The sequence below is a fragment of the Streptomyces sp. E11-3 genome (genome assembly GCF_046540415.1).
Taxonomy (GTDB): Bacteria; Actinomycetota; Actinomycetes; order Streptomycetales; family Streptomycetaceae; genus Streptomyces.
In genome coordinates this window covers 1,970,213-1,996,574 of sequence record NZ_JAZGRL010000002.1, presented here as the reverse complement: position 1 = coordinate 1,996,574, position 26,362 = coordinate 1,970,213, and the positions used below count along the sequence as shown (strand labels likewise).

Annotated in this window: 23 protein-coding genes; 18 read left to right on the top strand and 5 right to left on the bottom strand. The window is 71.2% G+C overall.

Translation table 11 applies throughout. The annotated features are described in order from the left end of the window. The first annotated feature begins 228 nt into the window (after nucleotides 1-228). Together U9R90_RS28185 and U9R90_RS28180 are read left to right on the top strand one after the other, a co-directional pair. Nucleotides 229-1,302 carry a M4 family metallopeptidase gene (locus U9R90_RS28185; protein ID WP_411059492.1) on the top strand — a complete coding sequence of 358 codons (1,074 nt, stop codon included), beginning with the start codon at nucleotides 229-231 and terminating at the stop codon, nucleotides 1,300-1,302. Nucleotides 1,303-1,327: 25 nt separating this feature from the next. Further along, nucleotides 1,328-1,594 (top strand): protealysin inhibitor emfourin, encoded by a 267-nt coding sequence (locus U9R90_RS28180; protein WP_411059491.1) that lies wholly within the window; start codon nucleotides 1,328-1,330, stop codon nucleotides 1,592-1,594. 25 nt (nucleotides 1,595-1,619) lie between these two features. Here U9R90_RS28180 and era read toward each other — a convergent pair whose 3' ends face one another. Both era and U9R90_RS28170 read right to left on the bottom strand, forming a co-directional pair. Next, nucleotides 1,620-2,582 carry a GTPase Era gene (gene era, locus U9R90_RS28175; protein WP_411059490.1) on the bottom strand — a complete coding sequence of 321 codons (963 nt, stop codon included), beginning with the start codon at nucleotides 2,580-2,582 and terminating at the stop codon, nucleotides 1,620-1,622. A gap of 147 nt (nucleotides 2,583-2,729) precedes the next feature. Then, entirely contained in the window at nucleotides 2,730-3,083 is a 354-nt protein-coding gene (locus U9R90_RS28170; protein WP_411059489.1) for a cytidine deaminase, read from the bottom strand. Nucleotides 3,084-3,202: 119 nt separating this feature from the next. On the opposite strand from U9R90_RS28170, the gene U9R90_RS28165 reads away from it, so the two are divergent. The 5 genes from U9R90_RS28165 (at nucleotide 3,203) to U9R90_RS28145 (ending at nucleotide 8,087) form a co-directional block, all read left to right on the top strand. Beyond that, nucleotides 3,203-4,465: an ATP-binding protein gene (locus U9R90_RS28165; protein WP_411059488.1), complete on the top strand. Its 1,263-nt coding sequence runs from the start codon at nucleotides 3,203-3,205 to the stop codon at nucleotides 4,463-4,465. Continuing rightward, entirely contained in the window at nucleotides 4,462-5,580 is a 1,119-nt protein-coding gene (locus tag U9R90_RS28160) for a tetratricopeptide repeat protein (RefSeq protein WP_411059487.1), read from the top strand. Before U9R90_RS28165 ends, U9R90_RS28160 begins: the two co-directional genes overlap by 4 nt. Before the next feature lie 96 nt (nucleotides 5,581-5,676). Beyond that, complete coding sequence (locus U9R90_RS28155) at nucleotides 5,677-6,030, top strand: histidine triad nucleotide-binding protein (RefSeq protein ID WP_411059486.1); 354 nt, start codon at nucleotides 5,677-5,679, stop codon at nucleotides 6,028-6,030. A gap of 39 nt (nucleotides 6,031-6,069) precedes the next feature. After that, the gene (locus U9R90_RS28150; RefSeq protein WP_411059485.1) at nucleotides 6,070-6,975 is read left to right on the top strand and encodes a ribonuclease Z; all 906 of its coding nucleotides are present in this window, start codon (nucleotides 6,070-6,072) and stop codon (nucleotides 6,973-6,975) included. A gap of 44 nt (nucleotides 6,976-7,019) precedes the next feature. Continuing rightward, entirely contained in the window at nucleotides 7,020-8,087 is a 1,068-nt protein-coding gene (locus tag U9R90_RS28145) for an adenosine deaminase (RefSeq protein ID WP_411059484.1), read from the top strand. Nucleotides 8,088-8,130: 43 nt separating this feature from the next. Here the strand turns inward: U9R90_RS28145 and U9R90_RS28140 are convergent, their stop codons facing one another. Then, a complete protein-coding gene (locus U9R90_RS28140; protein WP_411059483.1) occupies nucleotides 8,131-9,429 on the bottom strand; it encodes a 6-phospho-beta-glucosidase in 1,299 nt (432 codons plus the stop codon). Between the two features lie 164 nt (nucleotides 9,430-9,593). On the opposite strand from U9R90_RS28140, the gene U9R90_RS28135 reads away from it, so the two are divergent. The 5 genes from U9R90_RS28135 to U9R90_RS28115 all read left to right on the top strand — a co-directional run bounded on the left by U9R90_RS28135 (nucleotide 9,594) and on the right by U9R90_RS28115 (nucleotide 16,056). After that, on the top strand, nucleotides 9,594-10,712 hold the full coding sequence (locus U9R90_RS28135) for a carbohydrate kinase family protein (protein ID WP_411059482.1): 1,119 nt from the start codon (nucleotides 9,594-9,596) through the stop codon (nucleotides 10,710-10,712). Between the two features lie 127 nt (nucleotides 10,713-10,839). Continuing rightward, complete coding sequence (locus tag U9R90_RS28130; protein WP_411059481.1) at nucleotides 10,840-11,538, top strand: TerB family tellurite resistance protein; 699 nt, start codon at nucleotides 10,840-10,842, stop codon at nucleotides 11,536-11,538. A 171-nt stretch (nucleotides 11,539-11,709) separates the two neighbouring features. Continuing rightward, entirely contained in the window at nucleotides 11,710-13,806 is a 2,097-nt protein-coding gene (locus tag U9R90_RS28125) for an MMPL family transporter (protein WP_411059480.1), read from the top strand. Between the two features lie 280 nt (nucleotides 13,807-14,086). Then, entirely contained in the window at nucleotides 14,087-15,361 is a 1,275-nt protein-coding gene (locus U9R90_RS28120; RefSeq protein WP_411059479.1) for a sensor histidine kinase, read from the top strand. Next, on the top strand, nucleotides 15,358-16,056 hold the full coding sequence (locus tag U9R90_RS28115) for a response regulator (protein ID WP_411059478.1): 699 nt from the start codon (nucleotides 15,358-15,360) through the stop codon (nucleotides 16,054-16,056). The genes U9R90_RS28120 and U9R90_RS28115 overlap by 4 nt, the downstream gene beginning before the upstream one ends. A gap of 22 nt (nucleotides 16,057-16,078) precedes the next feature. Here the strand turns inward: U9R90_RS28115 and U9R90_RS28110 are convergent, their stop codons facing one another. After that, nucleotides 16,079-16,831 carry a FadR/GntR family transcriptional regulator gene (locus U9R90_RS28110; protein ID WP_411059476.1) on the bottom strand — a complete coding sequence of 251 codons (753 nt, stop codon included), beginning with the start codon at nucleotides 16,829-16,831 and terminating at the stop codon, nucleotides 16,079-16,081. A 146-nt stretch (nucleotides 16,832-16,977) separates the two neighbouring features. On the opposite strand from U9R90_RS28110, the gene U9R90_RS28105 reads away from it, so the two are divergent. The 6 genes from U9R90_RS28105 (at nucleotide 16,978) to U9R90_RS28080 (ending at nucleotide 24,797) form a co-directional block, all read left to right on the top strand. Further along, on the top strand, nucleotides 16,978-18,612 hold the full coding sequence (locus tag U9R90_RS28105; RefSeq protein WP_411059475.1) for an ABC transporter substrate-binding protein: 1,635 nt from the start codon (nucleotides 16,978-16,980) through the stop codon (nucleotides 18,610-18,612). Nucleotides 18,613-18,624: 12 nt separating this feature from the next. Beyond that, complete coding sequence (locus tag U9R90_RS28100; protein WP_411059474.1) at nucleotides 18,625-19,584, top strand: ABC transporter permease; 960 nt, start codon at nucleotides 18,625-18,627, stop codon at nucleotides 19,582-19,584. Then, complete coding sequence (locus tag U9R90_RS28095) at nucleotides 19,584-21,608, top strand: dipeptide/oligopeptide/nickel ABC transporter permease/ATP-binding protein (protein WP_411059473.1); 2,025 nt, start codon at nucleotides 19,584-19,586, stop codon at nucleotides 21,606-21,608. Before U9R90_RS28100 ends, U9R90_RS28095 begins: the two co-directional genes overlap by 1 nt. A 50-nt stretch (nucleotides 21,609-21,658) precedes the next feature. Next, nucleotides 21,659-22,699 (top strand): oligopeptide/dipeptide ABC transporter ATP-binding protein, encoded by a 1,041-nt coding sequence (locus tag U9R90_RS28090; protein ID WP_411059826.1) that lies wholly within the window; start codon nucleotides 21,659-21,661, stop codon nucleotides 22,697-22,699. Continuing rightward, on the top strand, nucleotides 22,696-23,625 hold the full coding sequence (locus U9R90_RS28085) for a dihydrodipicolinate synthase family protein (protein WP_411059472.1): 930 nt from the start codon (nucleotides 22,696-22,698) through the stop codon (nucleotides 23,623-23,625). The genes U9R90_RS28090 and U9R90_RS28085 overlap by 4 nt, the downstream gene beginning before the upstream one ends. A gap of 146 nt (nucleotides 23,626-23,771) precedes the next feature. Next, nucleotides 23,772-24,797 carry a hypothetical protein gene (locus tag U9R90_RS28080; protein ID WP_411059825.1) on the top strand — a complete coding sequence of 342 codons (1,026 nt, stop codon included), beginning with the start codon at nucleotides 23,772-23,774 and terminating at the stop codon, nucleotides 24,795-24,797. Between the two features lie 110 nt (nucleotides 24,798-24,907). On the opposite strand, the gene U9R90_RS28075 is transcribed toward U9R90_RS28080, so the two are convergent. Next, nucleotides 24,908-26,290, bottom strand: coding sequence for a glycine--tRNA ligase (locus U9R90_RS28075; protein ID WP_411059471.1), 1,383 nt, complete (start codon nucleotides 26,288-26,290; stop codon nucleotides 24,908-24,910). Nucleotides 26,291-26,362: the final 72 nt, after the last annotated feature.

Sequence of the window (26,362 nt, the reverse complement as noted above, 5' to 3'; positions counted from 1 at the left end):
CTAAGGAGAAGCAGCCCGAAACGCATGATGCGCCGCAGCCTAGCGGAGCCGCGCGATGTGCGCTGGCGTGTATCAGTATGCGGGATTACGGGCGGGTAACGGCCTGGTCGTGGCCTGTCTCACGCAAGGGGCGCGAAGAAGTGCCCGCGGAGCCGTTCTGTCACTCTATTTCAGCAATCATGGTTGCAGGTAGTGACAGGCTCATGACCCAGTGCCACTGTGCGTGCCATGACCGCCAACCGTCCAGGCATCGAGCCTGTCTTCTGCACCATCGTGCCGCCTCATGTCCTCGACAAGCTGTCCCAGTCCGAGGACCCCGCGCTCTCCGGACCCGCCCGGCGCACCCTGGAGCGCGACGCACTCGAGCGCACCCACCGCCGGATGATGACCGTGGTCGGCGCGCCCGCCGTCGCCGCGCCGAAGGAAGCCGCCGAGGAGAAGCCGCACCGTACGATCCACGACGCCAAGCGCAAGACGGACCTGCCGGGCCGCAAAGTGCGCGACGAGGGCGCCAAGCCCGGCAAGGACGCCACCGTCAACCGCGCGTACGCCGGTCTCGGCGCCACGTTCGAGCTGTTCCTGAAGGCCTTCAAGCGGAACTCGATCGACGGTGTGGGGCTGCCGCTGACCGCGACCGTGCACTACGGCGTGGACTACGGCAACGCCTTCTGGAACGGCCAGCAGATGGTGTTCGGCGACGGCGACCAGGAGGTCTTCCTGGACTTCACCATCCCGGTGGACGTGATCGGCCACGAGCTGGCGCACGGCGTGACGCAGTACACCGCGAACCTCGCCTACTTCGGGCAGTCGGGCGCGCTCAACGAGTCCATGTCCGATGTCTTCGGCTCGCTGATCAAGCAGTACACGCTCGGCCAGAGCGCCGACCAGGCCGACTGGCTGATCGGCGCGGGACTGCTCGCCCCGCGCGTCAACGGCAAGGCGCTGCGCTCGATGAAGCAGCCGGGCACGGCGTTCGACGACCCGCTGATCGGCAAGGACCCGCAGCCGTCGACCATGGACGACTACGTACACACCGGCCGGGACAACGGCGGGGTGCACATCAACTCCGGCATTCCCAACCACGCCTTCTACCTGGTCGCCGAGTCGCTGGGCGGCAACGCCTGGGAGCGCGCGGGCCAGATCTGGTACGACGTGCTGACCGGCGGCACGCTCGAGGTCGACGCGAGCTTCGAGGACTTCGCCAAGGCGACCATCGCGGCGGCTAGTGCCCGCTCCGGCGAGGGCGAGGAGCACCAGGCCGTACTCAAGGCGTGGTCGCAGGTCGGCGTCCCTACCGTTTGAGCCGGGCGAGGAGTAAACAGGACCCATGCGTATCCAGGTGAAGCGCACGGGCGGATTCGCCGGTTTCGACCGCCACGCCGAAGTGGACACGGCGGGCCGGCACGACGCTCACCGGTGGCACGCCCTGGCCGAGGAGGCAGCGGCCGCGGCCCGGGGGACGCCACCGGTGGGAGTGCCGGACGGCTACAGCTACCAGATCACCATCAACGGCCGCACGGTGTACTGCGCGGACCCGCGGCTCACGGAGCCGCAGCGCAAACTGATCACCTGGGTCCTGAAGGAAGGCGCGTAACGCGCCCGACGCTCAGGCCCCCGGCTCAGAAGCCCAGCTTGCGCAGCTGCTTGGGGTCGCGCTGCCAGTCCTTGGCGACCTTCACATGCAGGTCCAGGAAGACGGGCGTGCCCAGCAGCGCCTCGATGTGCTTGCGGGACTTCGTCCCGACGTCCTTCAGCCGCTTGCCCTTGGGGCCGATGATGATGCCCTTCTGGCTGGACCGCTCGATATACAGGTTCGCGTGGATGTCGAGCATCGGCTTGTCCGCCGGGCGGTCCTCGCGCGGCAGCATCTCCTCGACGACGACCGCGATGGAGTGCGGCAGCTCGTCGCGTACGCCCTCCAGGGCCGCCTCACGGATCAGCTCGGCGACCATGACCTGCTCGGGCTCGTCCGTGAGGTCGCCCTCCGGGTAGAGCGGCGGGCTCTCCGGCAGCAGCGGCACCAGCAGGTCGGCCAGCAGCTCCACCTGCTGGTCGCCGACCGCCGAGACCGGGATGATCTCCGCCCACTCGAAGCCGAGCTCCTTGGCGAGCTGGTCGATCGCGATGAGCTGCTCGGCGAGTGCCTTGCTGTCCACCAGGTCCGTCTTGGTGACGATCGCGATCTTCGGGGACTTGCGGATGCCCGCGAGCTCCTTGGCGATGAAGCGGTCACCGGGACCGATCTTCTCGTTCGCCGGGAGGCAGAAGCCGATCACGTCGACCTCGGCCCAGGTAGTGCGTACGACGTCGTTCAGCCGCTCGCCCAGCAGGGTGCGCGGCTTGTGCAGACCGGGGGTGTCGACCAGGACCAGCTGGGCGTCCGGGCGGTGCACGATGCCGCGCACGGTGTGCCGGGTGGTCTGCGGCCGGTTGGAGGTGATGGCGACCTTCGTGCCCACGAGGGCGTTGGTCAGGGTCGACTTGCCCGCGTTGGGCCGTCCGACGAAGCACGCGAAGCCCGCGCGGTGCGGGGTCGCCTGCGGCTCGGGCCTGGTCGGGGAAGGTGCGCTCATGCGGTCCATTGTCCCCGATGCGGGCCGGGCCGCCGACCAGGGCACCGGGAGCCCGCCTTTCACCCGGCGACCACCGCGGCCCGCCGACGGCGCCGGCGCCACACCCCGACCCCGACCTCGACCGAGCCCTCCCCCGCGTCGAGGCGCTCCCGCACGTCAGCCAGCGGTCACGGTCACGCGTACGGTCCCGTCAGGACCGGCGAGCAGCACCGGCGTCCCGGGCCCGCCCAGGTCGCGTACGGCCGCGCGGTCGTCGTCCGCCACGGCGTCGGCCTTGGAGACCACGGCGGCGGCCTCCAGCGAGGTGGCACCACTCGCCACCGCCATCGCGACCGCGGTCTGCAGCGCGCTCAGCTTCAGCGAGTCGAGGTCCACGGCGCCCGCGACATACGTACGCCCGGTCTCGTCCCGTACGGCCGCGCCCTCCGGCACACCGTTGCGGGCCCGAGCGGAGCGGGCGAGGGTGACGATCTTCTGGTCCTCGGGGTCAAGCGGGGTGCTCTCGGTCATGCTCCGAGCATACGGACCACTCTCGGGGCACCGGGCGACGGCCCGGGACCGTGGCGTACTTGGGCGGTACGCGACGGCCCGGGACCGTGGCGTACCTGGGCCGTACATAGGGTGTGATCATGTCGGATGACTCCCCCCTCATACAGAGCTTGCGGACGGCCGTCGCGGCGGCCCCCGGCGACGTACCCCTGCGGCTGCACCTCGCAGAACTGCTGCTTGGCGCGGGGCAGCAGGACGCGGCCATCGCGGAAGCGGCCGTCGCGCTGCAGCACGCACCGGGCGACGCGCAGGCGCGGGCGCTGATGACCCGGGCGATGGGGGTACCGGCGCAGCCGCCGGAGCCGATGCCCGAGCAGGCGCCGGAGCCCGCGCCCGAACCACCACGGACCGGTTTCGACTGGAAGGCCGCCGAGACCGAGGTGGGCGATCTCCTGCCGCCGCGCTTCGTCGAGGCACCCCTGGCCGTCGACGGCAGCGGCGACCCCGGCGACGCCGAGGCATGGGAGGTCGAGAGCACCGGCACCGTACGCCTGGCCGACGTCGGCGGGATGCAGGAGGTCAAGGACCGCATCGAGGCCGCCTTCCTCGCCCCGCTGCGCAACCCCGAACTGCGCAGGCTGTACGGCAAGAGCCTGCGCGGCGGGCTGCTGCTGTACGGACCGCCCGGCTGCGGCAAGACCTTCGTGGCGCGGGCGGTGGCGGGCGAACTCGGCGCGAACTTCCTGTCCGTGTCGGTCAACGACGTCCTGGACATGTGGATCGGCAACTCCGAACGCAATATGCACCAGGTCTTCGAGACCGCCCGCCGCCAGGCGCCCTGCGTCGTCTTCCTCGACGAACTGGACGCACTCGGCGCCAAGCGCAGCCGCACCCAGAACAACGGCATGCGCACCACCGTCAACCAGCTGCTCACCGAGCTGGACGGGATCGACTCGGCCGCGAACGAGGGCGTGTTCGTGCTTGCCGCCACCAACGTCCCCTGGGACGTGGACATCGCGCTGCGCCGCCCCGGACGCCTGGACCGCACCCTGCTCGTCCTGCCGCCCGACGCTCCCGCGCGCGAGGCGATCCTCCGCTACCACCTGAGCGAACGCCCCATCGAGTCGGTCGACTTGGGCAAGCTGGTCAAGGTCACCGACGGCCTGTCCGGCGCCGACCTCGCCCATCTCTGCGAGTCCGCGGCCGAGCTGGCGCTGCTCGACTCGGCCCGCACCGGCACGGTCCGCCTGATCGGCATGAAGGACCTGCTGGCCGCGGCGAAGGGCATCACGCCCTCCACCGAGCCGTGGTTCGCGGCGGCCCGCAATGTGGCGATGTTCGCGAACGAGGGCGGGATGTACGACGACCTGGTCGCGTACCTGAAGAAGCGGAGGAAGCTGTGACGACGACGCATCCGGACGTCGACAGGGCCGTGGCGCTCATCGACGCGGGACGCCACGAGGACGCCGCGGTCCTGCTCGGCAGGCGGCTCGCCGAGAGCCCCGACGACACCCGCGCCCTGGCCAACCTCGCCCGCTGCCACCTGGACGCGGACCGGCCGCAGGAAGCGGTCGAGGTGAGCGCGAAAGCACTGGAGCACGATCCCGGATACGTCTTCGCGCTCCTGGTCCACGCGGAGGCGGTACGCCGCGCGGGCCTCGGGATCGACAAGGCCCTGGCCCTCCTGCACGAGGCGGTGCGCCTCGCCCCGGACTACTGGTACGGCTACGCGAAGCTGGCCCAGCTCACGGGCCGGAGGGCCCTGCTCCGGTACGCCCAGGAGAGCGGGAAGCAAGACCTCACGGGCGAGGACATGGCCCATGTCTTCCCGGAAGCGGCGGCCCTGGCCGAGGAGGCGATCCGCCTCGGGCCCGATGAGGTCTACGCGTACGAGGTCGCGCGGGAGATCGCGAACTTCTCGGGTGCCACCGAGGACGTCGACCGCTTCGACCGCGCCATCCTCCGGCTCGACCCCACCCACGAGGAGGCCCTGGCCAACCAGACCAGGAGGGCCGCGAACGGCCCGGAGGTCACCGCGGCAAAGGCCTCGACCCTGTACGCCGACGCGCTCGCCGCCGCACCCGACTCCTCCGCCATGCGCGGCGGCCTCGACCACGCCACCTACCGGCTGCTGCGCGGCACCCGCTGGCTCGCCGTGCTCTGCGTCGTGCTCGGCGGCGGCATGATCAACCTGTTCCCCACGGGGGAGGGCCCGACGCTACCCGTGCCGCTCGGCGAACGGCTCTGGTTTCTCGTGGTCATGGGCGCCATCTGGGCGCTCGGAGCCTGGCGCAGCTACCGGCGGCTGCGCACCGGCGTACAGCTGAACGTCCGCTCCCTGATCCGCCGCGAACTCTGGGCTCGGATCGTCCTGGCCCAGACGGCCTGCACCATGCTCTGCGCACTGCTGATCGCCCAGGTGCCCTGGACCGACCGCACCGTGCCCCAAATCCTGTTCTGGACCGGTCTGGTCGTGCCCTGGCTGACGATTTCCTCCGACCGGGACAAGATCCAATGACCCGGCACCGCACGCGAAGGTGGCGCCCCCGGCCGGATAGCATGCGCGTGGACTGCTCGACGCAACCGATCGACCCAGGCGAGGGAGGCCACGCACATGGCCGGCGAACCACAGGCGGACTGCCTGTTCTGCAAGATCGTCACACGTGAGGTTCCGGCGGACGTCGTCCGGGAGACCGAGACGACCGTCGCCTTCCGGGACATCAACCCGCAGGCGCCGATCCATGTGCTGGTGATCCCCAAGGTCCACTACCCGCACGCCGCCGCGCTCGCCGCCGCCGAGCCGCAGCTCGCCGCCGATGTGCTGCGCGAGGCGGGCGAGGTCGCGGCCGAGGAGAAGATGGAGAGCTACCGGATGGTGTTCAACACCGGTTCCGGTGCCGGTCAGACCGTGTTCCACGCGCACGCGCACGTCTTGGGCGGCCGCGGCATGCAGTGGCCGCCGGGATAACGGGATACGGGATAGCTGAGGTAACTGAGGTAACGCGCCTTGTCCGTACGTGAACTGGTGGTGCTCGGCACCGCCAGCCAGGTCCCCACCCGGCACCGCAACCACAACGGCTATCTGCTGCGCTGGGACGGCGAGGGCATCCTCTTCGACCCCGGCGAGGGCACCCAGCGGCAGATGCTGCGGGCCGGGGTCGCCGCGCACGACATCAACCGGATCTGCGTCACGCACTTCCACGGCGACCACTCGCTCGGCCTGGCCGGGGTGATCCAGCGGATCAACCTCGACCGGGTGCCGCACCAGGTCACCGCGCACTACCCGGCCAGCGGGCAGCACTTCTTCAACCGGCTGCGGTACGCCACGGCCTACCGCGAGACGGTCGTGCTGCACCAGGCGCCGGTCGCCGCCGACGGCGTACTGGCGTCGACGGACTCGTACACGCTGCTCGCGCACAAGCTGTCCCATCCGGTGGAGTCGTACGGCTACCGGCTCAGCGCACCCGACGGGCGGCGGATGCTGCCCGAGCTGCTCGCCCGGCACGGCATCAAGGGCCCCGACGTGGGCCGCATCCAGCGCGACGGCGTACTGAACGGCGTCACCCTCGACCAGGTGAGCGAGGCCAGGCGCGGCCAGCGCTTCGCGTTCGTGATGGACACCCGGCTGTGCGACGGGGTGTACGCGCTCGCCGACGGCTGCGACCTGCTGGCCATCGAGTCCACCTTCCTGGACGAGGACGCCCAGCTCGCCGCCGACCACGGGCATCTGACGGCCGGGCAGGCGGCGGGTGTCGCACGCGACGCGGGCGTACGGCACCTGGTGCTGACGCACTTCTCGCAGCGGTACAACGACCCCGCCGACTTCGAGCGGCAGGCGCGGGCGGCCGGGTTCGAGGGCGAACTCACCATCGCGGCGGACCTGCTGCGGGTCCCGCTCCCCAAACGCGACTAAGTACCAAACCACCTCTCATGCCAAACCGCCCCTAATATGGACGAATGCCCCTCCCGAACCCGCTCCGCAACGTCTTCCCCCACCGCCTCCTCCCGAACCCGCTCCGCAACGTCTTCCCCCACCCCCTCCCCAAGGCCGAACTCCACCTCCACATCGAAGGCACCCTCGAACCCGAACTGGCCTTCGCACTTGCCGCACGCAACGGCGTGAAGCTCCCCTACGCGGACACCGAAGAGCTGCGCCGCGCCTATCTCTTCGACGACCTCCAGTCGTTCCTCGACCTGTACTACGGCCTGATGGCCGTGCTGCGCACCGAAGACGACTTCGCCGAGCTCGCGGACGCGTATCTGACCCGGGCCGCCGTGCAGGGCGTACGCCACGCAGAGATCTTCTTCGACCCGCAGGCGCACACCGCGCGCGGCGTCTCGCTCGACACGGTGATCGCGGGCCTGGGCCGCGCCCTGGACGCGAGCGAGGAGCGGCACGGCATCTCCACGCGGCTGATCCTGTGCTTCCTGCGCGACCAGTCCGCCGAGTCCGCGATGGCGACCCTTCAGGCGGCGAAGCCGCATCTGCACCGGATCACCGCGGTCGGCCTGGACTCGGCCGAGGTGGGGCACCCGCCGGCCAAGTTCCGCGAGGTGTACGAGGCAGCGGCGGCGCTCGGGCTGCGCAGGGTCGCGCACGCGGGCGAGGAAGGGCCGCCCGAGTACATCACGGAGGCACTCGACGTCCTGGGCGTGGAGCGGATCGACCACGGGCTGCGCTGCGTGGAGGACCCGGACCTGGTGGCGCGGCTGGTCCAGGGCCGCATCCCGCTGACCCTCTGCCCGCTCTCCAACGTCCGGCTGCGCGCCATCGACGTCCTGGAGTCCCACCCGCTGCGCCAGATGATGGACGCGGGCCTGCTCTGCACGGTGAACTCCGACGACCCGGCGTATTTCGGCGGCTATGTCGGCGACACGTTCCACGCGGTGCGCGAGGCGCTGGGCCTGAGCCACGAGCAGCTGCGCGAGCTGGCCCGGAACTCCTTCGAGGCATCGTTCCTGGACGATGACGAGGAGCGCAGGCGGCGGTATCTGGCCGAGGTGGAGGCGTACGAGTTCGCGTGAGGGCGAGGGCGAAGGGGTGGGGTGATGGTGCGGGTGCGGGCGGTCAGCCGCCGGCGGCCGCCACCCGGTCCAGGATGCGCGCCGCCACCGCCGGGGAGTCGACCAGCGGATGCAGGGCCAGCGCGCGCAGCGCCGCGTCACGGTCCTTGAACAGGGCCGCGTCGATCGCGGCCCGTTCGACCGCCTTGAGCTGCAGCATCAGCCCCAACTCGGCCTCACCCAGCGGGGCGCACGGCAGCGGGCGGGCGCCCTGTGCGTCCACCTCGCAGACCGTCTCGACGATCGCGTCGGCGGGCAGCGCGGGGACCGTCGTGCCGTTGCGTACGTTGAGGATCAGGCGGGTCGGCGTACCGGAGGACAGCGCCCGCATCAGGGCGAGCGCCACCCGGTCGTAGCCGCCGCCGTCCAGGTCGCAGGTGTCGCGCTGCCAGCCCCCGGTGGCCGCACGGCTGTCGGCCAGGTAGGTCTCCTCGCGCTCCAGGCGGGTCCGCTCCCACAGCGCGGCGGCGCGGGCCGGGTCGGCCGCGGCGGCGGTGAAGAAGTCGCCCTGCTGGTGGGCGAGGAACTCGCCGCGCGTCTCGTCGGCGGACGTGACCGAGTGCAACGTCTCGCGGCGGAAGTAGTAGTAGTGCAGATACTCGTTCGGGAGCGCGCCGAGTGCCCGCAGCCACTCGGGGCCGAACAGCTTGCCCTCCTCGAAGGAGGCGAGGGCCTCGGGGTCCGTGAGCAGGCCGGGGAGCAGGTCCCGGCCGTCGTGCTCCAGGCTCCGCAGCCAGCCGAGGTGGTTCAGGCCCACGTAGTCGTACGTCACCGCGTCCGGGTCGGCGCCCGCGGCGCGCGCGGCCCGGCGCACCAGGCCCACCGGCGAGTCGCAGATGCCGATGACCCGCTCGCCCAGGACCGAGGCCATCGCCTCGGTGACCATCCCGGCCGGGTTGGTGAAGTTGATGACCCAGGCGCCGGGGGCCAGGGCCGCGACGCGCTCGGCGATGTGCAGGGCCACCGGAATCGTGCGCAGCCCGTAGAGCACGCCGCCCGCGCCGACCGTCTCCTGGCCGAGTACGCCCTCGTCGAGCGGGATGCGTTCGTCGCGTACCCGGCCCTCCGTGCCGCCGACCCGGATCGCCGAGAAGACGAAGTCCGCGCCGCGCAGGGCGTCGTCGAGGTCCGCGGCGAGCCGTACGGCCGGTCCCCCAGGCAGTGCGTCGAGCACCGACCGGATCACGCCGACCCGCACCGGGTCCGTGTCGTACAGCGTGAGCTCCAAGATCCCGGAATCCACCAGCGCCCGGTACACCAGCGGCACCCGGAACCCTCCACCACCAAGAATCGTCAGCCTCATGCCGCGGAACGTACCCCAGGAGCCGTCGCAGGAGATGCCGCAGGAGCTGTCAGGGGGGGATGTCACAGGAGCGGTCAGGGGGGATGTCAGTGGCATGGGGCACACTGGCCAGAAATGGACGAGATCGGTAAGACGGCCTCGGTGAGGACGGCAGGGAGCGGACGGTGAGCACACACCACCCAGAGCGGCCAGCGCAGCCGGACCGGCCGGCCCGCCTCGACCCGCTGAGCGGGCTGCGTGGCCCGGACGACCCTGCCTGGGACGTCTATCTCACCGGCACGGTCTTCCTGGACATCATCTTCACCGGCCTGGACAGCGCACCGGTGCGCGGCACCGAGTCCTGGGCCCGCGGTATGGGGTCGAGCCCGGGCGGGGTGGCCAACATGGCGACCGCGCTGGCCCGCCTCGGACTCCGCACCTCGCTGGCCGCGGCCTTCGGCGACGACCACTACGGCGAGTACTGCTGGGACGCCCTGGCCCAGGGCGAGGGCATCGACCTGGCACTGTCACGCACCGTGCCCGGCTGGCACTCCCCGGTCACCGTCTCGATGGCGTACGAGGGCGAGCGGACGATGGTCTCGCACGGCCATGAGCCGCCGCCGGTCGCGACGACGCCGCAGTGCCCGCCCCGTGCGCGGGGCGCGGTCGCCTGTCTGACGCCCGGGGTACGGGACGAGTGGATCGGCCAGGCGGCCCGCAAGGGGACCCGGATCTTCGCCGACGTCGGCTGGGACGAGAGCGGCCGCTGGGACCTGGCGGGCCTGCCGGACCTGGTGCACTGCGAGGCCTTCCTGCCCAACGCCGAGGAGGCCAGGCGGTACACCGGCCTGGACTGCCCCCGGGCCGCCGCGCGGGCGCTCACCGAACACGTCCCGGTGGCGGTGGTCACGCTGGGTGCGGAGGGGGCGTACGCGGTGGACGGGCGGACCGGCGAGACCGCCGAGGTGCCCGCGATCGCGGTCGAGGCCCTGGACCCGACCGGCGCCGGGGACGTGTTCGTGGCCGGGTTCGTGACCGGCTCCCTCGCGGGCTGGCCGCTGGCCGACCGGCTGGCCTTCGCGGGACTGACCGCCGCGTTGTCCGTCCAGGAGTTCGGCGGCTCCCTCTCCGCACCCGGCTGGTCGGAGGTCGCCGCGTGGTGGCGGCATGTCCAGTCGTACGACGACCAGGAGCCCGTCGCGCTCGGCCGGTACGGCTTCCTGGACGCGCTGCTCCCCGAGGTCGGCCAGGCCTGGCCGCTGCGCCGGGCGGTCCCGACGATCGGCTTCGGGCGCTCGGCGTGAGCCAGGGCCCCGGTGCTCGTACGACCGGTCTCGGCCATCTGGTGCGCGAGGTGCTGACGGCGCCTCGCGGATGTGGCTAACATCACGCCAGCGCGGCAACGTTGCCGAAGCGTTACGGAGGTGTGGCGTGCTGCCAGCTAGAGGACCGATCGGCTGGAAACCGTGTGTCTGGGGCACTCGCATCGCCTGGACCACCGTGGGCGACGGCGAGTTCTTCTGCCCCGGCTGCGGTGGCGACCGCAACTACCGCCGCCGTCTGGGCCGTCGCCGCTTCGTCCTCGTCGGCATCCCGCTGCTGGCGCGTGGCAACGCCGGGCCCGTCGTCGAATGCGCCGCCTGCCAGGGACACTTCGACACCGACGTCCTGGACCACCCGACCAGCACCCGCTTCTCGGCGATGCTCAGGGACGCCGTACACACCGTCGCCCTCGCCATCCTCGCGGCGGGCGGCACCACATCCCGTACGGTCCTCGCGTCCGCCGTCAGCACGGTCCGCTCCGCGGGATACGACGACTGCACCGAGGACCAGCTCACCGCCCTGATCGAGGCGCTCGCCGCGGACACCGGCCGGATCTCCGGCGGCTACCCGGGCCCCGGGGGCGCGCTGACCCTCGCCATCGAGCTGCACGAGGCACTCGACCCGCTGGCCCCCCATCTCGCCCCCGCCGGCCGCGAGTCCATCCTCGTCCAGGCCGCACGCATCGCCCTGGCCGACGGCCCGTACACCGCGGCCGAGCGCGAGGTGCTGGTGACGGTGGGCGGGGCGCTGCGGCTGGACCAGGACGACGTGTCGCGGCTGCTGGCGTCTGGGCGTACGCCTTCCTGAACCACTCCCGCGGCGTTACCCCCGCTACTCCCGCGGGAGTAATCGGCCGGATGCGACACCCCTCGGAGTACGGCCCAGTTCGCCCGTAGGCGCGACGTAAAGGCGGCCGCGTGACGGAAGTCTGGTGGCTGTGACAGGCAGCCGACATCCGTTCACGAGGGGAGGCCCCGTATGAGGGCCGCAACAGAACGCCGCCGCCGAACTCTTCCCTGGGCGGTGCTCGCGCTCTGGATCGGCGCGCTGGTGCTCGCCGTGCCGTTCGCCGGGAAGCTCGTCCAGGAGAACAGCGCGATCGACTACCTGCCGGCCAGCGCGGATTCCACACAGGTCGCGAAGATCCAGCAGGAGCTGCCCGGCGGTGAGGCCACCGAGCTGGTGCTCGTCTACGAGCGCGACGGGCGGCTCACCGACGCCGACCGCGCGGCCGCCGACGCGCAGGTCGCGGAGATCGCCACCGACCACAAGCTGGTCGCGCCTCCGAAGGGCATCCCGTCCAAGGACGGGAGCACGCTGATGTTCCCGGTCGTCAGCACCGAGCCGGGCGACGACGAGGAGCTGCGCAACGCCTTCGTCGAGGACGTACGGGAGACCGTGTCCGACACCGGCGGGATGAGCGTCCAGGTCGGCGGGACCAGCGCGATCCAGACGGACATGGAAGAAGTCTTCGAGTCCATCGACGGCACCCTGATGATCGCCACGGCGCTCGTCGTCACGGTCCTGCTGATCCTCACCTATCGCAGCCCCTTCCTGTGGCTGGTCCCGCTGATCGGCGTCGCCGCGGCCGCGCTCACCTCGCGGGCGTTGCTCTACGGCCTGGTCGAGTTGTTCGGCATGGACCTCACCATCAGCGGCCAGACCATCGGCATCACCACCGTCCTCGTCTTCGGCGCGGGCACCGACTACGCGCTGCTGATCATCGCCCGCTACCGCGAGGAGCTACGACGTATCGAGCGGCCCTACGACGCGATGGTCGCCGCGCTGCGCGGCTGCGGCCCCGCGGTACTCGCCTCGTCCGGGACCGTGGCGGCCGGGCTGCTCTGCCTGCTCGCCGCCGACCTCAACAGCAGCAGCGGGCTCGGACCCGTCGGCGCCATCGGCGTGCTGTGCGCGCTGGTCGCGATGCTCACGCTGCTGCCCGCCATCCTGGTGCTGCTCGGCCGCCGCGTGTTCTGGCCGCTGATCCCGGTGTACGGCGTCGAGGCCAAGCCGCGCCGCTCGCTGTTCGCCGTGATGGGCAGTTCCGCGGGGCGGCGCCCGGTCGCCGTCCTGGTCAGCGGGGTCGTACTGCTCGGCGCCATGGCGCTCGGCGCGTTCAACCTGCCGGGCAACCTCAAGCAGGAGGACGCCTTCACCAGCAAGCCCGAGTCGGTCGCGGCCATGGAGACACTCGCCGACGCCTACCCGGAGCGCAGCAGCCAGCCGATCACCGTGATCGCCCCCACCGGGGAAGCCGAGAAGGCCCTGAGCACCGCCCGCGGCACCGACGGAGTCGCCGGAGCCGAACGCGGCCGCGAGGGCGACGGCTGGACCGAACTCGCCGTGTTCGCCAAGGACGCGCCCGAGACACCGGCCGAGACCGCCACCATCGAGCGGCTACGGGATGCGCTGGACGGCAGTTACGTCGGCGGGCCCAGCGCCGAGCAGATCGACCTGGAGGACACCAACGCCCGCGACCAGCTGATCGTGATGCCACTGCTGCTCGCCGCCGTCCTGGTGATCCTCGTCCTGCTGCTGCGCAGCCTGGTCGCGCCGCTGGTGCTGGTGGGGGCCGTAGTGCTGGTGTGGGCGTCGGCGATGGGCCTGGGCGGACTGCTCTTCGAGCCCGTCTTCGACTTCGCCGGCCTTGACCCGTCGATGCCGCTGCTGTCCTTCGTCTTCCTGGTCGCACTCGGCGTGGACTACGGCATCTTCCTGATGCACCGGATGCGCGAGGAAGCGCTGGGCGGCGCCGCGCCACGGGACGCGGCGCTCACCTCGCTGCGCACCACGGGCGGCGTCATCGCCTCCGCGGGCATCGTGCTCGCCGCGACCTTCACGGTGCTGATGGTGCTGCCGCTGGTGGCGCTGCGCGAGATGGGCTTCCTGGTCGCGGTCGGTGTGCTGCTCGACACCTTCCTGGTCCGTACGTACCTGGTGACCTCGGCGAGCATGCTGCTGAAGCGGCGTGTGTGGTGGCCGGGTCCGCTGTCCAAGGAGCCGTCCGCCACGGGGGAGCGGCCCGCCGAGCCGGGAGGCTCCCGCTCGCCGGCACCGGCAGGCCGCAGGTGAGGTTCCTTCGGCGGCCGGGGTCGGGCCCGGCCACCGCACCCGCCCCCGCGCGGCCCTCGCCGCGCGGCGGGCGGGTGCGCCCATGGTCACGTACCCGCCGGGTACTGGANCCCGCCGAGCCGGGAGGCTCCCGCTCGCCGGCACCGGCAGGCCGCAGGTGAGGTTCCTTCGGCGGCCGGGGTCGGGCCCGGCCACCGCACCCGCCCCCGCGCGGCCCGCGCCGCGCGGCGGGCGGGTGCGCCCATGGTCACGTACCCGCCGGGTACTGGAGGATGGGGCCGTGGACACCCCCGAAGCCTCCGGACCGCCGACGCTCGCGGACCGTGTCATCGCCGCGGTCAACCGCGACCCGATGACCGCGCCGCACGCCCTGCGCAACGACGCGTACATCGCGGCCGGGATGGCCGTGGCCGCCGTCGTCCTCGGCCTGATCGGCGGGGACGGGCGCTCCCCTGACGCGCTCGGGTGGACGCTGCTGCTCGGCAGTGTGGTGCCGCTCGTCTGGCGCCGGAAGCGCCCGATGCTGGTGCTGCTCCTGGTCGTCCTGTGCACCGGCCCGTACCACGGCCAGGACTACACGCACGCCGCGGCCGTCCCGGGCTCGATGCTCGCCCTCTACACCGTGGCCGCCACCGGACGGACCTGGCGCGCGCTGCTGGTCGGCGGTGGTGTGATCGCGATGGTCGGTGTGGTCATGGTGACCGGCGGCAAGCACGAGGGCCTGGAGCTGCTGCGGATCACCGGCTGGGTGATCGCCATGTTGGTCTTCGGTGCGGATGTCCGCATCTACCGCCGGTACGTGGCCGCCGTGCTGGAACGCGCCGAGCGCGCCGAACGCACCCGCGAGGAGGAGGCCGCCCGCCGGGTCGCCGAAGAGCGGCTGCGGATCGCCCGCGACCTGCACGATCTGCTCGCGCACAGCATCACCCTCATCGGGGTCCAGACCTCGGTCGCCTCGCATGTGCTCACCGTCGATCCGGACCGCCTGGACCGGGCCGCGATCAGCAAGGCCCTGGACGACATCTCCGAGACCTGCCGCGCGGCGCGCGGCGAGCTGAAGACCACGCTGGAGGTGCTCCGCGCGGACGGCACCGACAGCGGCAACGGCAAGGGCCCGCTGCCCGCCCTGGACGGCCTGGCCGACCTGGCGGCGGCGGCCCGTACGGCGGGCGCGAAGGTCGACCTGTCGGTGGGCGTGGAGGAGGCGCCGCCCGCCGTGGGCGCGGCCGCCTACCGCATCGTGCAGGAGGCCCTGACCAACGCCGTGCGGCACGCGGGCCCCGATGTCGCGATCGACGTCGGCGTCCACGCGCGCGACGGCGCCCTGACCGTGACGGTCACGGACGACGGCTCGGCGTCCGGGGCCCCCGCCCAGGCCTCGGCCAGCGGCGACGCCAACGGCAACGGGAGCGGGAGCGGCTTTGGCCTGCTCGGGATGCGGGAGCGGGCCCGTAGCGTCGCCGGGACGTTGGACGCCGGGCCGCGCCCCGGTGCAGGCTTCGCCGTGACCGCCGTACTGCCGCTGCACGCCCCCGTACCGGAAGAGACTCGATGACGACCGACGCTCCCGCCGCTTCCGCCGCTGCCGTTCGCGTGCTGCTCGCCGACGACCAGACGCTGGTACGCGCCGCCTTCGCGATGCTGGTGGACTCGGCCCCGGACATGGCGGTCGTCGGGCAGGCGGGCACCGGGCACGAGGCGGTCGCGCTGGCCCGCAGCGAACGCGCCGACCTGGTCGTCATGGACATCCGGATGCCCGACCTGGACGGCATCGAGGCGACCCGGCTGATCGCCGCGGACGACGACCTGGCGGGCGTCAAGGTCCTCGTCCTCACCACGTACGACACCGACGAGCATGTGCTGGAGGCGCTGCGGGCCGGTGCCTCCGGCTTCCTCGTCAAGGACACCAAGCCCGCCGAACTCCTGGACGCCATCAGGACGGTCGCGGCGGGCGACGCGCTGCTCTCGCCGGGACCCACCGCCCGGCTGATCGCCCGCGTGCTGCGCGCTCCAGGCCCCGAGGCGCCCACCGCCGGCGGGCCCGACGGGCTCTCCGAGCGGGAGCGGCAGGTTCTCACGCTGGTCGCCCGCGGGTTCAACAACACCGAGATCGCCGAGGCGTTGGGGCTGAGCCCGCTCACCGCGAAGACCCATGTCAGCCGGATCATGGGCAAGCTGGGCACCCGGGATCGCGCCCAACTGGTCATCGCGGCCTATGAGTCGGGGCTTGTCACCCCTGGCGGGAACTGACCCGGAGCGCCCGGAGCGCCCGTCACTTGACGCCCAGCGAGCCCTGCCAGGCCCGTGCCTCGATGCCCCGGAAGTGGTCCGCCATCGCGCGCTGCGCCCGCTCGACGTCCCGGGCGCGCAGCGCGGTCAGGATGTCCCGGTGTCTGCGCGCGGTCACGGCGGGCGCCGGGTCCTGGTCCCAGCCGCGCACCCCGGCGACCCGGTGGAAGACGTTCCAGAACGCCGCGAGCAGCTGCGGCACCAGCGCGTTGCCCAACGACTTGTAGAGCTGCTCGTGGAACTCGCGGTCCAGTTCGGGGAAGGACTCCCCGGCCCGGCCCGCCTCCTCCATCCGTACGATCACGGCCTCCAGGCGGTCCAGTTCGGCGTCGCTGAGTGTCTCGGCGACCCGGCGGATCAGCCCCTCCTCCAGCACCTCCCTGACCTGGAGGATCTCGCCGAGCGCAGGTGTGGCGTCGCGGCTGTCGCCCTCGGTCCCGGCGAGCGTGCGGAAGGTGAGGCCGTCCACCAGCGGGGTGAGCGAGGCCTGGCCGACGTAGGTGCCGTAGCCGTGCCGGATCTCCACGATGTCCAGGGCCTGCAGGGCCTTGAGCGCCTCGCGTACGGAGTTCCGGCTCACCCCGAGGTTCTCCATCAGCTCGGCCTCGGTGGGCATCGGCGCACCGGGCCGCAGCCCCCTGTCCAGGATCAGCTGCATGACCTCGCGCTGGATCTGGACGCCCACCCGCCGTTCCCTGGCAGGGGGGATGGTGGCGTTCCTCGGCTGCTCAGACATGCGGCACATCGTACGGGGCCACACATCCCACGTCCTACGTCCGCCCGAACTCCCTTGCGTGCGCCCTTGACCGCCCCCAAACCCCCTCCTATGGTCACGCTACTACTCCAGACGTAGGACGTGGGATCTCTCATGGAGGCAGCACCGTGAGCGACGTGACCCCCCGACCGGCGCTGCACCGCCGGTCGTTCCTCAAGTACACCGGCGCGCTGGGCGCGGCCGCCGCCGTCTCCACGACTCTCTCGGCCTGTTCATCGGGCCCGGAGTCCACCAACGACTCCGACGGCGGCGGCGAGGGCGGTTCCCTTGAGACGCTCACCGCGGTCATCGGCTATGGCAACGACGGCAGTTGGGATCCGACGCAGACCGCGTCGGCGTTCGCCATGGCCGCCAACCACCACATCTACGAGGGGCTCCTCGACACCGACCCGATCACCCGCGAGCCGTACGCGGCCCTGGCCACCGAGATCCCCGCCGATCTGAACGCCACCTCCTGGAAGTTCACCCTGCGCGCGGGCGCCACCTGGCACGACGGCGAACCCGTCACCGCCGACGACGTGGTGTTCACCTTCGCCCGCATCCTCGACCCGGACACCACCACCCTCGTCAAGGGCTTCTTCGCCTCCTGGCTCAAGGAGGTCAACAAGACCGGCGCCACGAGCGTCGAGTTGGTGCTGAAGTTCCCGTTCCCGGACGGCGCGCCTCGGCTCACCCTCGCCAAGATCATGCCGAAGCACATCTACGGCAAGCCCGGCGCCTGGGACGACGCGGCCGCGGGCAAGGCGGTCGGCTCGGGCCCGTACCGGCAGACCGCGCACACCCCGAAGTCGAACACCACCTTCGAGGCCTTCACCCCGTACAACGGCCCCCGCAAGGCGGCGTTCAAGAAGATGAACTGGCTGACCATCGTGGACGCGGCGCCCCGCGTCGCGAAGATCTCCGGCGCCGGTCCCGGAGCGCAGATCGTCGACAACATCCCGTACGCCAACATCGCCCAGCTGGAGAAGGACGGCCGCAAGGTCGAGGGCGGCGCGGGGATGAACCACCTCTTCCTGCTCTTCAACACCGCCCGTAAGCCGTTCGACGACGTACGGGTGAGGCAGGCCCTGCACTACGCGATCGACCGGGACAAGATGATCCAGGCCGGGCTCAAGGGCCACGGCAGGCCCGCCACCTCGTTCCTGAACGAGGACAACCCCTCCTACCGCAAGGCGAGTCCGGACTACGCCCACGACCCGGCGAAGGCCAAGGCGCTGCTCGCCGAGGCCGGGGTGAAGGGGCTGAAGATCAACCTGATGTCGGTCAACGTCAGTTGGGTGGTGGACTGCCTGCCCACCATCAAGGCGTCCTGGGACGCGATCGGCGTCGAGACGACCCTCGACCCGCAGGAGACCACCGCCGTCTTCACCAAGCTGGACCAGAAGAAGGACTACCAGGTGGTGGCGGGCGCATCGAACCCGAACCAGTTCGGCCTCGACGCGGACCTGGTCATGCACTACAACTACGCGCCCGACAACATCTGGATGGGCTACGCCAGATGGTCCGGGTCGTCCGAGGCCAAGCGGCTCTTCAGGCTCATGGACCAGGCGACGCGGGAGCCGGACGCCGAGAAGAAGAAGCGGATGACGCAGGAATACCTCGACGTCGTCGCGGAGAACGTGGTGATCTACCCGGTCGTGCACAACGAGCTGATGACGGCCTGGGACCCGAAGAAGCTGGACGGGATCAGGGCCCAGCCCTATCCCGGCATCAACCTCCTCCAGGCCAAGTCAGCTAGCTGAGCAGGAGCGCACGTGGTCGCGATCGCCCGGATTCTGGCCCGCCGCATAGCCCTGCTCGTCCCGCTGATGCTCGGCATCGTGCTGTTCGTGTTCCTGGTGATGCGGTTCTCCGACAGCGACCCGGCCTCGGCGTTCTTCCAGGGCGCCAACCCGACGCCGGAGCAGTTGCACGATTTCCGCGAGCAGCACGGCCTCAACGATCCGCTGCCGGTCCGCTATGCCGGCTTCGTGGGCGACCTCCTCCACGGCGACCTGGGCATCAGCGCCCTCACCCGGCAGCCGGTGGTCGACCAGGTGACCACCGCCCTGCCGCTCACCCTCCAACTGACCTTCCTGGGCCTGGGTATCGCGGTCGTGCTGTCCCTGGTCTTCGGCGTCACCGCCGCGATCTACCGCGACCGGCCGCCCGACCAGCTGATCCGGGTCGTCTCACTGACCGGGGTCGCCGCACCCGGATTCTGGCTGGCGCTGCTGATGATCCAGTATCTGGCCGTGGGCCAGGGCTGGTTCCCCACCGGCGGCTACGTCAATCCGGGCGACTCGCTCAGCGGCTGGCTGAAGACCATGACCCTGCCCGCGTTCGCGCTGTCCCTCCCGGTCGCCGCCCAGCTCACCCGCATCGTGCGCACGGCCGTCGTCGAGGAGCTCGACAAGGACTATGTGCGTACGGCGATCGGCAGTGGACTGCCCCCGGTCGTCGTGGTCGGCCGCAACGTCCTGCGCAACGCGCTGATCAACCCACTCACCGTGCTCGGCCTGCGGGTCGGCTATCTGCTCGGCGGCGCGGTCGTCATCGAGACGATCTTCTCGCTGCCCGGCATGGGGAAGCTGATGATCGAGGCGGTACGCAACGGCGACCCGGCCGTCGTCCAGGGCGTGGTGCTCACCACCGCCGTCGGCTTCGTCGTCGTCAACCTGGTGATCGACATCCTGCACCTCCTGGTCAACCCCCGGCTGAGGAGCGCCGCCTGATGCCGAAGCCCCCGTTGATCCCGAGCCTGAGCCGTAGGAGACTCACCGAGCGCCTCGCCACCCCCGGCATCCGGGTACGCGGCTTCCGGCGCCTCCCGCTCCTGTCCAAGATCGCCGTCGCCGTACTCGCCGTCGTCATCCTGATGGCGCTGCTCGCCCCGCTCATCGCCCCGCACGACCCCCTCGACCAGGCCGCGTTCCAGGCCGACGGCAGCGCCTCGGGCCCGTCGGCCGAGCACTGGATGGGTCAGGACAGCCTCGGCCGCGACATCCTCAGCCGCCTGATGTACGGCGCCCGCTGGTCGCTCGCCATCGGCCTGGGCGCCACGCTGCTCGGGCTGCTCGCGGGCGCGTTGCTCGGCGCGATCGCGGCCACCTCGCGCAAGGCGGTGGACGAGACCCTGATGCGCTGCCTGGACGTCGTCATGGCGTTCCCCGGGATCGCGCTCGCCGCCGTCCTGGTGTCCGTGTTCGGCGGCGGCATCCCCGTCCTGATCTGCGCCATCGCCTTCCTCTACACCCCACCCATCGCCAGGGTCGTACGGGCCAACGTGATGGACCAGTACGGCGAGGACTACGTCACCGCCGAGCGCGTCATCGGCGCCCGCACCCCGCACATCGTCATCAAGCATGTCGCCGTCAACTGCGCGGCGCCCATCCTGGTGTTCTGCACGGTCCAGGTCGCCGAGGCCATCGTCTTCGAGGCCTCGCTGTCCTTCATCGGCGCGGGCGTACGGCCGCCCGACCCGTCCTGGGGCAGTGTCATCGCCGACGGCAAGAACATGGTGCTGATCGGCGGCTGGTGGGCCACGGTCTTCCCCGGCCTGCTGATGCTGATCACCGTACTGGCCCTGAACATCCTCTCCGAGGGCGTGTCGGACGCCTGGGCCGCGCCCGCGGCGCGCGACGTACCGGCGCAAAAGGCCCTGGGCGAGGACGCGCCCGCGGCGCCCGAGCCCGGCAGCGGCGAGGTGCTGCCGCTGCCCGGACTCACCGCCGCAGCGGCCCGGCTACGGGAGCGGGCCAGGCCGCTGCCGCAGGGCCCGCCCGTGCTCACGGTGCGGGACCTCGCCATCGGCTTCGACGCGCGGCACGGCGGCGTGGACATCGTCGACGGCATCAGCTTCGACGTACGCCCCGGTGAAGTCCTGGGCCTGGTGGGGGAGTCGGGCTGCGGCAAGTCGCTGACCGCGCTGACCGTGATGGGCCTGGAACCCAAGGGCGCGCGGATCGGCGGCAGCGTCACCTTCGACGGCCAGGAGCTGATCGGCCTGCCGATGCGCGCCCGACGGCGGCTGCTCGGCCACGACATGGCGATGATCTACCAGGACGCCCTGTCGTCGCTGAACCCCGCGATGACCGTACGCGCCCAGCTCGCCCAGGTCGTACGGCGCGGGGGCCGCCGCAGCGCGCGGGAGCTGCTCGACCTGGTGGGCCTGGACCCCGACCGTACGCTGCGCAGCTACCCGCACGAACTGTCCGGTGGCCAGCGCCAGCGCGTCCTGATCGCCCTGGCGCTGTCCCGCGACCCGAAGCTGATCGTCGCGGACGAGCCGACCACCGCCCTGGACGTCACCGTGCAGGCCCAGGTCATCCAGCTGCTGCTGCGGCTGCGCGAGGAGTTGGGCTTCGCGCTGATCCTGGTCTCGCACGACCTGGCCCTGGTCGCCGACGTCACCGACCGGGTGGCGGTGATGTACGGCGGCCAGATCGTCGAGACGGGCGTCACCGCCGACCTGGTCGAAACCCCCGCGCACCACTACACACGCGGGCTGCTCGGCTCCGTACTCTCCCTGGAATCGGCGGCCGTACGCCTCACCCAGATCAAGGGCGTCGTCCCCTCGCCCGCCGACTTCCCCGCGGGCTGCCGCTTCGCCGACCGCTGCCCCCTGGCCAGTACGCTCTGCCGGACCACGGCCCCGGCCCTGCTGGGCGCTGGGCGCCGCCACTCGGTCGCGTGCCACCACCCGGCGGCCGTCCTGCACCCGCCCGCCCCCCGAGGCAACGAGGAGACGGTGCCGTGACTGCCGCGCATGCCGTGAACGCCGTGACTGCTGTGAAACCGACCCCGCTGATCTCCCTCACCGACGCGCACGTGGTCCACAAGGCGCGCTCCGGTGGACTGCTGTCCCGCGACCGGGTGTACGCCCTGACCGGCGCCGACCTGGAGATCGCGCCCGGTGACACGGTCGGGGTCGTCGGCGAGTCCGGCTGCGGCAAGTCGACCCTCGCCAAGGTGCTGGTGGGCGTACAGAAGCCCACATCGGGCACCGTGTCCTTCCGCGGCCGTGACCTGTGGACCATGAGCGCGGCCGAGCGCCGGGCCACGGTGGGCCGGCACGCCGGGATGGTCTTCCAGGACCCGTCCACGGCCCTGAACCGACGGCTGACCGTACGCCGGATACTCCGCGACCCCCTGGACGTCCACCGGCGCGGAACGCCCGCCGGGCGCGACGAGCGCGTACGCGAGCTGATGGCCCTGGTCGGCCTGCCGAAGGTGCTCGCGGACGGGCTGCCGGGGCAGCTCTCGGGCGGCCAGCGGCAGCGCGTCGCGATCGCCCGCGCACTCGCCCTGGAGCCGGAGCTGATCGTCGCGGACGAGCCGACCAGCGCGCTCGACGTCTCGGTCCGCGCCCAGATCCTCAATCTCCTCCTGGACCTGAAGTCCCGGCTGGGCCTCGCGCTGGTCTTCGTCTCGCACGACATCCAGACGGTCCGGCGGATGAGCGACCGCGTGGTCACCATGTACCTGGGGCGCATCGTCGAGGAGTCACCGGCCGACGAGATCCTCGACCGGGCCCGGCATCCGTACACCCGCGCGCTGTTCTCGGCGACTCCGGGACTGCTCGACCCGATCGACCCGATCCCGCTGGTCGGGCCGGTGCCGTCGGCGACACACCCGCCGAGCGGCTGTCCGTTCCGTACGCGCTGCTGGAAGGCTGACGAGGTGTGCGCGTCCACGATGCCGGACTTCGCGTCGGCCTCCACGGGCGCGGACGCCGACGCGGGTGCCGACGCTCGCGCCGCCCACCGCTTCCGCTGCCACCACCCCGTACGCGACGACCAGTCCACGCACGACCTGGTCACCCAGGCACAAGTCCAGGAGCGCCGATGACCCTTCCCACCCCGCTGACCGGCGTTGTCCCGCCCGTCTGCACCCCGCTGACGCCGGACCACGAGGTGGACACCGCATCACTGACCAGACTGGTCGACCACCTGGTGGCGGGTGGCGTGGACGCCCTGTTCGTGCTCGGTTCGTCATCGGAGGCGGCGTACCTCCCGGACCGGCACCGAAGGACCGTCCTGGACACGGTGGTCGGCCATGTGGCGGGCCAACTCCCGGTCCTGGCCGGGGCGATCGACATGACGACCCCGCGGGTCCTGGACCACGCCCGCACGGCGCTCACCGCGGGCGCCGACGCGATCGTGGCCACCGCGCCCTTCTACACCCGTACGCACCCCGCCGAGATCACGCGCCACTTCCGCCTGCTCGCCGAACGCTGCGAGGCACCGCTCTTCGCCTACGACCTCCCGGTCTCGGTCCACTCCAAACTGGACGCGGACCTGGTACTCGACCTGGCCGCCGACGGGGTCCTGGCCGGGCTGAAGGACTCCAGCGGCGACGAGGGCAACTTCCGCGAGGTGATCCTCGGCAAGCGCGGCCGCGCCCCCGGCTTCAGCGCCTTGACCGGCTCGGAGCTGACCGTCGACTCCGCCCTCGCGATGGGCGCGGACGGCGTCGTCCCCGGCCTCGGCAACGTGGACCCGGACGGATACGTACGCCTCTACCGCCACTGCCGAAACGGCGACCGGGCTGCCGCCCGAGCCGAGCAGGAGCGCCTGTGCGCCCTGTTCGGCATGGTCGCCGTCGGCCCGCAGGACCGGATGGGCCGCAGTTCCTCCGGCCTCGGCGCCTTCAAGGCGGCCCTGCACCTGCGCGGCGTCATCGACTGCCCGCGCACCGCCGAGCCGCAGATCCCGCTGTCCGCGGAGGAGGCGGGCCGGGTGGGGAAGTACCTGACGGCGGCGGGGCTGCTGTAGACGCATGTGACCAAGTAGTCGCGTGAGGCGGGCAACCTTTTGCGGGGCTGATGAGTCCCCTCAGCGACCACTGCCGTGGTCGCACCTACGAGGAGACCGTCATTTCCGCGATACGCAAGACCCTGACCGCCACCGCCGTCGCCACTATGGTCCTGGCCGGCTCCACAGCCTGCGGCACGGTGGAGAACCTGTCCGCCGGGCAGAAGCTCGACCGGGCCTTCGACGAGCTCGGCAAGGAGCACTCGCTCTCCTTCGAGCTCGACCTGGACACCGACGCCAAGACGCTGAAGGCGCTGGACGCCGACGCTGAGCCCGGCGAGGAGATTCCGGACGAGGCCGCCGAGCTGCTCAGTGGTGGGCGGCTCTCCGTCTCCGTGCAGTCCAGGAAGCCGCTCGACGAGTCCGGCGAAAAGGATTTCACCGGCATGGCCCTGAAGTTCAGCGGCCCGGACGGTGACCTCATCGAGTACCGGATCGTCGGCGACTACACGTACTTCCGCGTCGACGGGGAAGGCCTCACGGCGATTGGCGCTCCCATGCCGCCTGCCGACGAGTTGCCCGACAGCGCCGGAGCCTTCAAGAAGGTCCTTGAGGGCGAGTGGGTCAAGGTCTCGACGAAGGATCTCGAAGAGGCCCGCGACGAGATGAACGAGCCGGGCGAGATGGACGGGATGGAGGGCGCGGAAGGCGGGAAGCCCTCCGCGCAGCCCACGCTCGACGCCAAGACGCAGAAGAAGCTGATGAAGGCCCTCAAGGCGGTCGTCGCCCGCGAGGTCGATTTCCGGACCGCCGGTGGGGAGGACGGCACCGAGCACATCACCGCCACCGCTCCCTTCCGTACCCTGCTGACCGAGCTGGTCGACGAGATCCGCCCGCTGGCGAAGGACCTGCCGCTTCCGGGGGCCGAGCTGCCGACCGCCAAGGACCTCAAGGAGGTGCCCGACAAGAAGGTCTCGGCCCGCTTCACGCTCACCAACGGTGCGCTGACCGAGGTGTCCGTGGATCTCGCCAAGCTCGCGGAGGACGCGAAGGTGAAGAAGCTCGCGCTGGTGCTGCGCGTGGACAAGGGTGAAAAGGTCACTGCTCCGGAGGGAGCCTCCAAGGTGACGATGGACGAGCTGCTGGAGGGCTTCCTCGGGGGAGCCATGGGCGAGACGTTCGGGGAAGAGTAGTTCCCGGAGCTCCACCAAGCCCAAACGGCCGGACGGGCTCGAAGTGATCGAGCCTGTCCGGCCGTTGAGGATGACAACGGGGCGGGGGCGAATCCGCCCCCGCCGAGTGACTAGCAGCCGATGAGGCGGGCCGCCAGGTAGGACTCGATCTGGTCGAGCGAGATGCGGTCCTGCTTCATGGTGTCGCGCTCGCGCACGGTCACCGCGTTGTCGTCCAGGGTGTCGAAGTCGACCGTGACGCAGAACGGCGTACCGATCTCGTCCTGGCGGCGGTAGCGCTTGCCGATCGCGCCCGCGTCGTCGAAGTCGATGTTCCAGTGCTGGCGCAGCGAGGTGGCCAGGCCCTTGGCCTTCGGCGACAGCTCGGGGTTGCGGGACAGCGGCAGGACGGCGACCTTGACCGGCGACAGGCGCGGGTCGAGGCGCATCACGACGCGCTTCTCCAGCTTGCCCTTGGCGTTGGGCGCCTCGTCCTCGGCGTACGCGTCGAGCATGAAGGCGAGCATCGACCGGCCGAGACCGGCCGCGGGCTCGATGACGTACGGAGTCCAGCGCTCGCCGGCCTCCTGGTCGAAGTAGGCGAGTTCCTTGCCGGAGGCCTTCGCGTGCGCGGACAGGTCGTAGTCCGTGCGGTTGGCGACGCCCTCCAGCTCGCCCCACTCGGAGCCGCCGAAGCTGAAGCGGTACTCGATGTCAGCGGTGCGCTTGGAGTAGTGCGAGAGCTTCTCGGCGGGGTGCTCGTACCACCGCATGTTCTCCTCGCGCAGGCCCAGGCCGGTGTACCAGTTCCAGCGCTGCTCCATCCAGTATTCCTGCCACTGCTCGTCCTCGCCCGGCTTGACGAAGAACTCCATCTCCATCTGCTCGAACTCGCGGGTGCGGAAGATGAAGTTGCCCGGAGTGATCTCGTTCCGGAAGGACTTGCCGATCTGGGCGATGCCGAACGGCGGCTTGCGGCGCGAAGTGGTCTGCACCTGGGCGAAGTTGGTGAAGATGCCCTGGGCGGTCTCGGGGCGCAGGTAGGCGACCGAGCCGGAGTCCTGGGTGGGGCCGAGGTGCGTGGAGAGCAGGCCCGAGAACTCCTTGGGCTCGGTGAACTGGCCCTTGTTGCCGCAGTTGGGGCAGTTGATGTCGGCGAGGCCGTTCTCCGGGAGGCGGTTGTGCTTCGCCTCGTACGCCTCCTCCAGGTGGTCAGCGCGGTAGCGCTTGTGGCAGGAGGTGCACTCGGTGAGCGGGTCGGAGAAGGTCGCGACATGGCCGGAGGCCTGCCAGACCTCGCTGGCCAGGATCACCGACGAGTCGATACCGACGACGTCCTCACGGGACGTGACCATGTAGCGCCACCACTGGCGCTTGATGTTGTCCTTGAGCTCGACGCCGAGGGGGCCGTAGTCCCAGGCGGCACGCTGGCCACCGTAGATCTCACTACAGGGGTATACGAAGCCACGGCGCTTGCTCAGGCTGACGATGGTGTCGATCTTGTCGGCGGCCACGGTGCTCTCTTCATTACGACGGACGGCAGCGAAGGAATAAGGGTACCGGCGGCTGCACCCCCCGGATCAAAT

What these genes read in the sequence shown, in the direction of transcription:
- U9R90_RS28170 (WP_411059489.1), bottom strand. Translation starts at nt 3,083, where the DNA reads ATGACCGAGAGCACCCCGCTTGACCCCGAGGACCAGAAGATCGTCACC.
- U9R90_RS28125 (WP_411059480.1), top strand. Translation starts at nt 11,710, where the DNA reads ATGAGGGCCGCAACAGAACGCCGCCGCCGAACTCTTCCCTGGGCGGTG.
- U9R90_RS28110 (WP_411059476.1), bottom strand. Translation starts at nt 16,831, where the DNA reads ATGTCTGAGCAGCCGAGGAACGCCACCATCCCCCCTGCCAGGGAACGG.
- U9R90_RS28180 (WP_411059491.1), top strand. Translation starts at nt 1,328, where the DNA reads ATGCGTATCCAGGTGAAGCGCACGGGCGGATTCGCCGGTTTCGACCGC.
- U9R90_RS28095 (WP_411059473.1), top strand. Translation starts at nt 19,584, where the DNA reads ATGCCGAAGCCCCCGTTGATCCCGAGCCTGAGCCGTAGGAGACTCACC.
- U9R90_RS28080 (WP_411059825.1), top strand. Translation starts at nt 23,772, where the DNA reads ATGGTCCTGGCCGGCTCCACAGCCTGCGGCACGGTGGAGAACCTGTCC.
- U9R90_RS28165 (WP_411059488.1), top strand. Translation starts at nt 3,203, where the DNA reads ATGTCGGATGACTCCCCCCTCATACAGAGCTTGCGGACGGCCGTCGCG.
- U9R90_RS28140 (WP_411059483.1), bottom strand. Translation starts at nt 9,429, where the DNA reads ATGAGGCTGACGATTCTTGGTGGTGGAGGGTTCCGGGTGCCGCTGGTG.
- U9R90_RS28115 (WP_411059478.1), top strand. Translation starts at nt 15,358, where the DNA reads ATGACGACCGACGCTCCCGCCGCTTCCGCCGCTGCCGTTCGCGTGCTG.
- U9R90_RS28145 (WP_411059484.1), top strand. Translation starts at nt 7,020, where the DNA reads ATGCCCCTCCCGAACCCGCTCCGCAACGTCTTCCCCCACCGCCTCCTC.
- U9R90_RS28185 (WP_411059492.1), top strand. Translation starts at nt 229, where the DNA reads ATGACCGCCAACCGTCCAGGCATCGAGCCTGTCTTCTGCACCATCGTG.
- U9R90_RS28085 (WP_411059472.1), top strand. Translation starts at nt 22,696, where the DNA reads ATGACCCTTCCCACCCCGCTGACCGGCGTTGTCCCGCCCGTCTGCACC.
- U9R90_RS28155 (WP_411059486.1), top strand. Translation starts at nt 5,677, where the DNA reads ATGGCCGGCGAACCACAGGCGGACTGCCTGTTCTGCAAGATCGTCACA.
- era (WP_411059490.1), bottom strand. Translation starts at nt 2,582, where the DNA reads ATGGACCGCATGAGCGCACCTTCCCCGACCAGGCCCGAGCCGCAGGCG.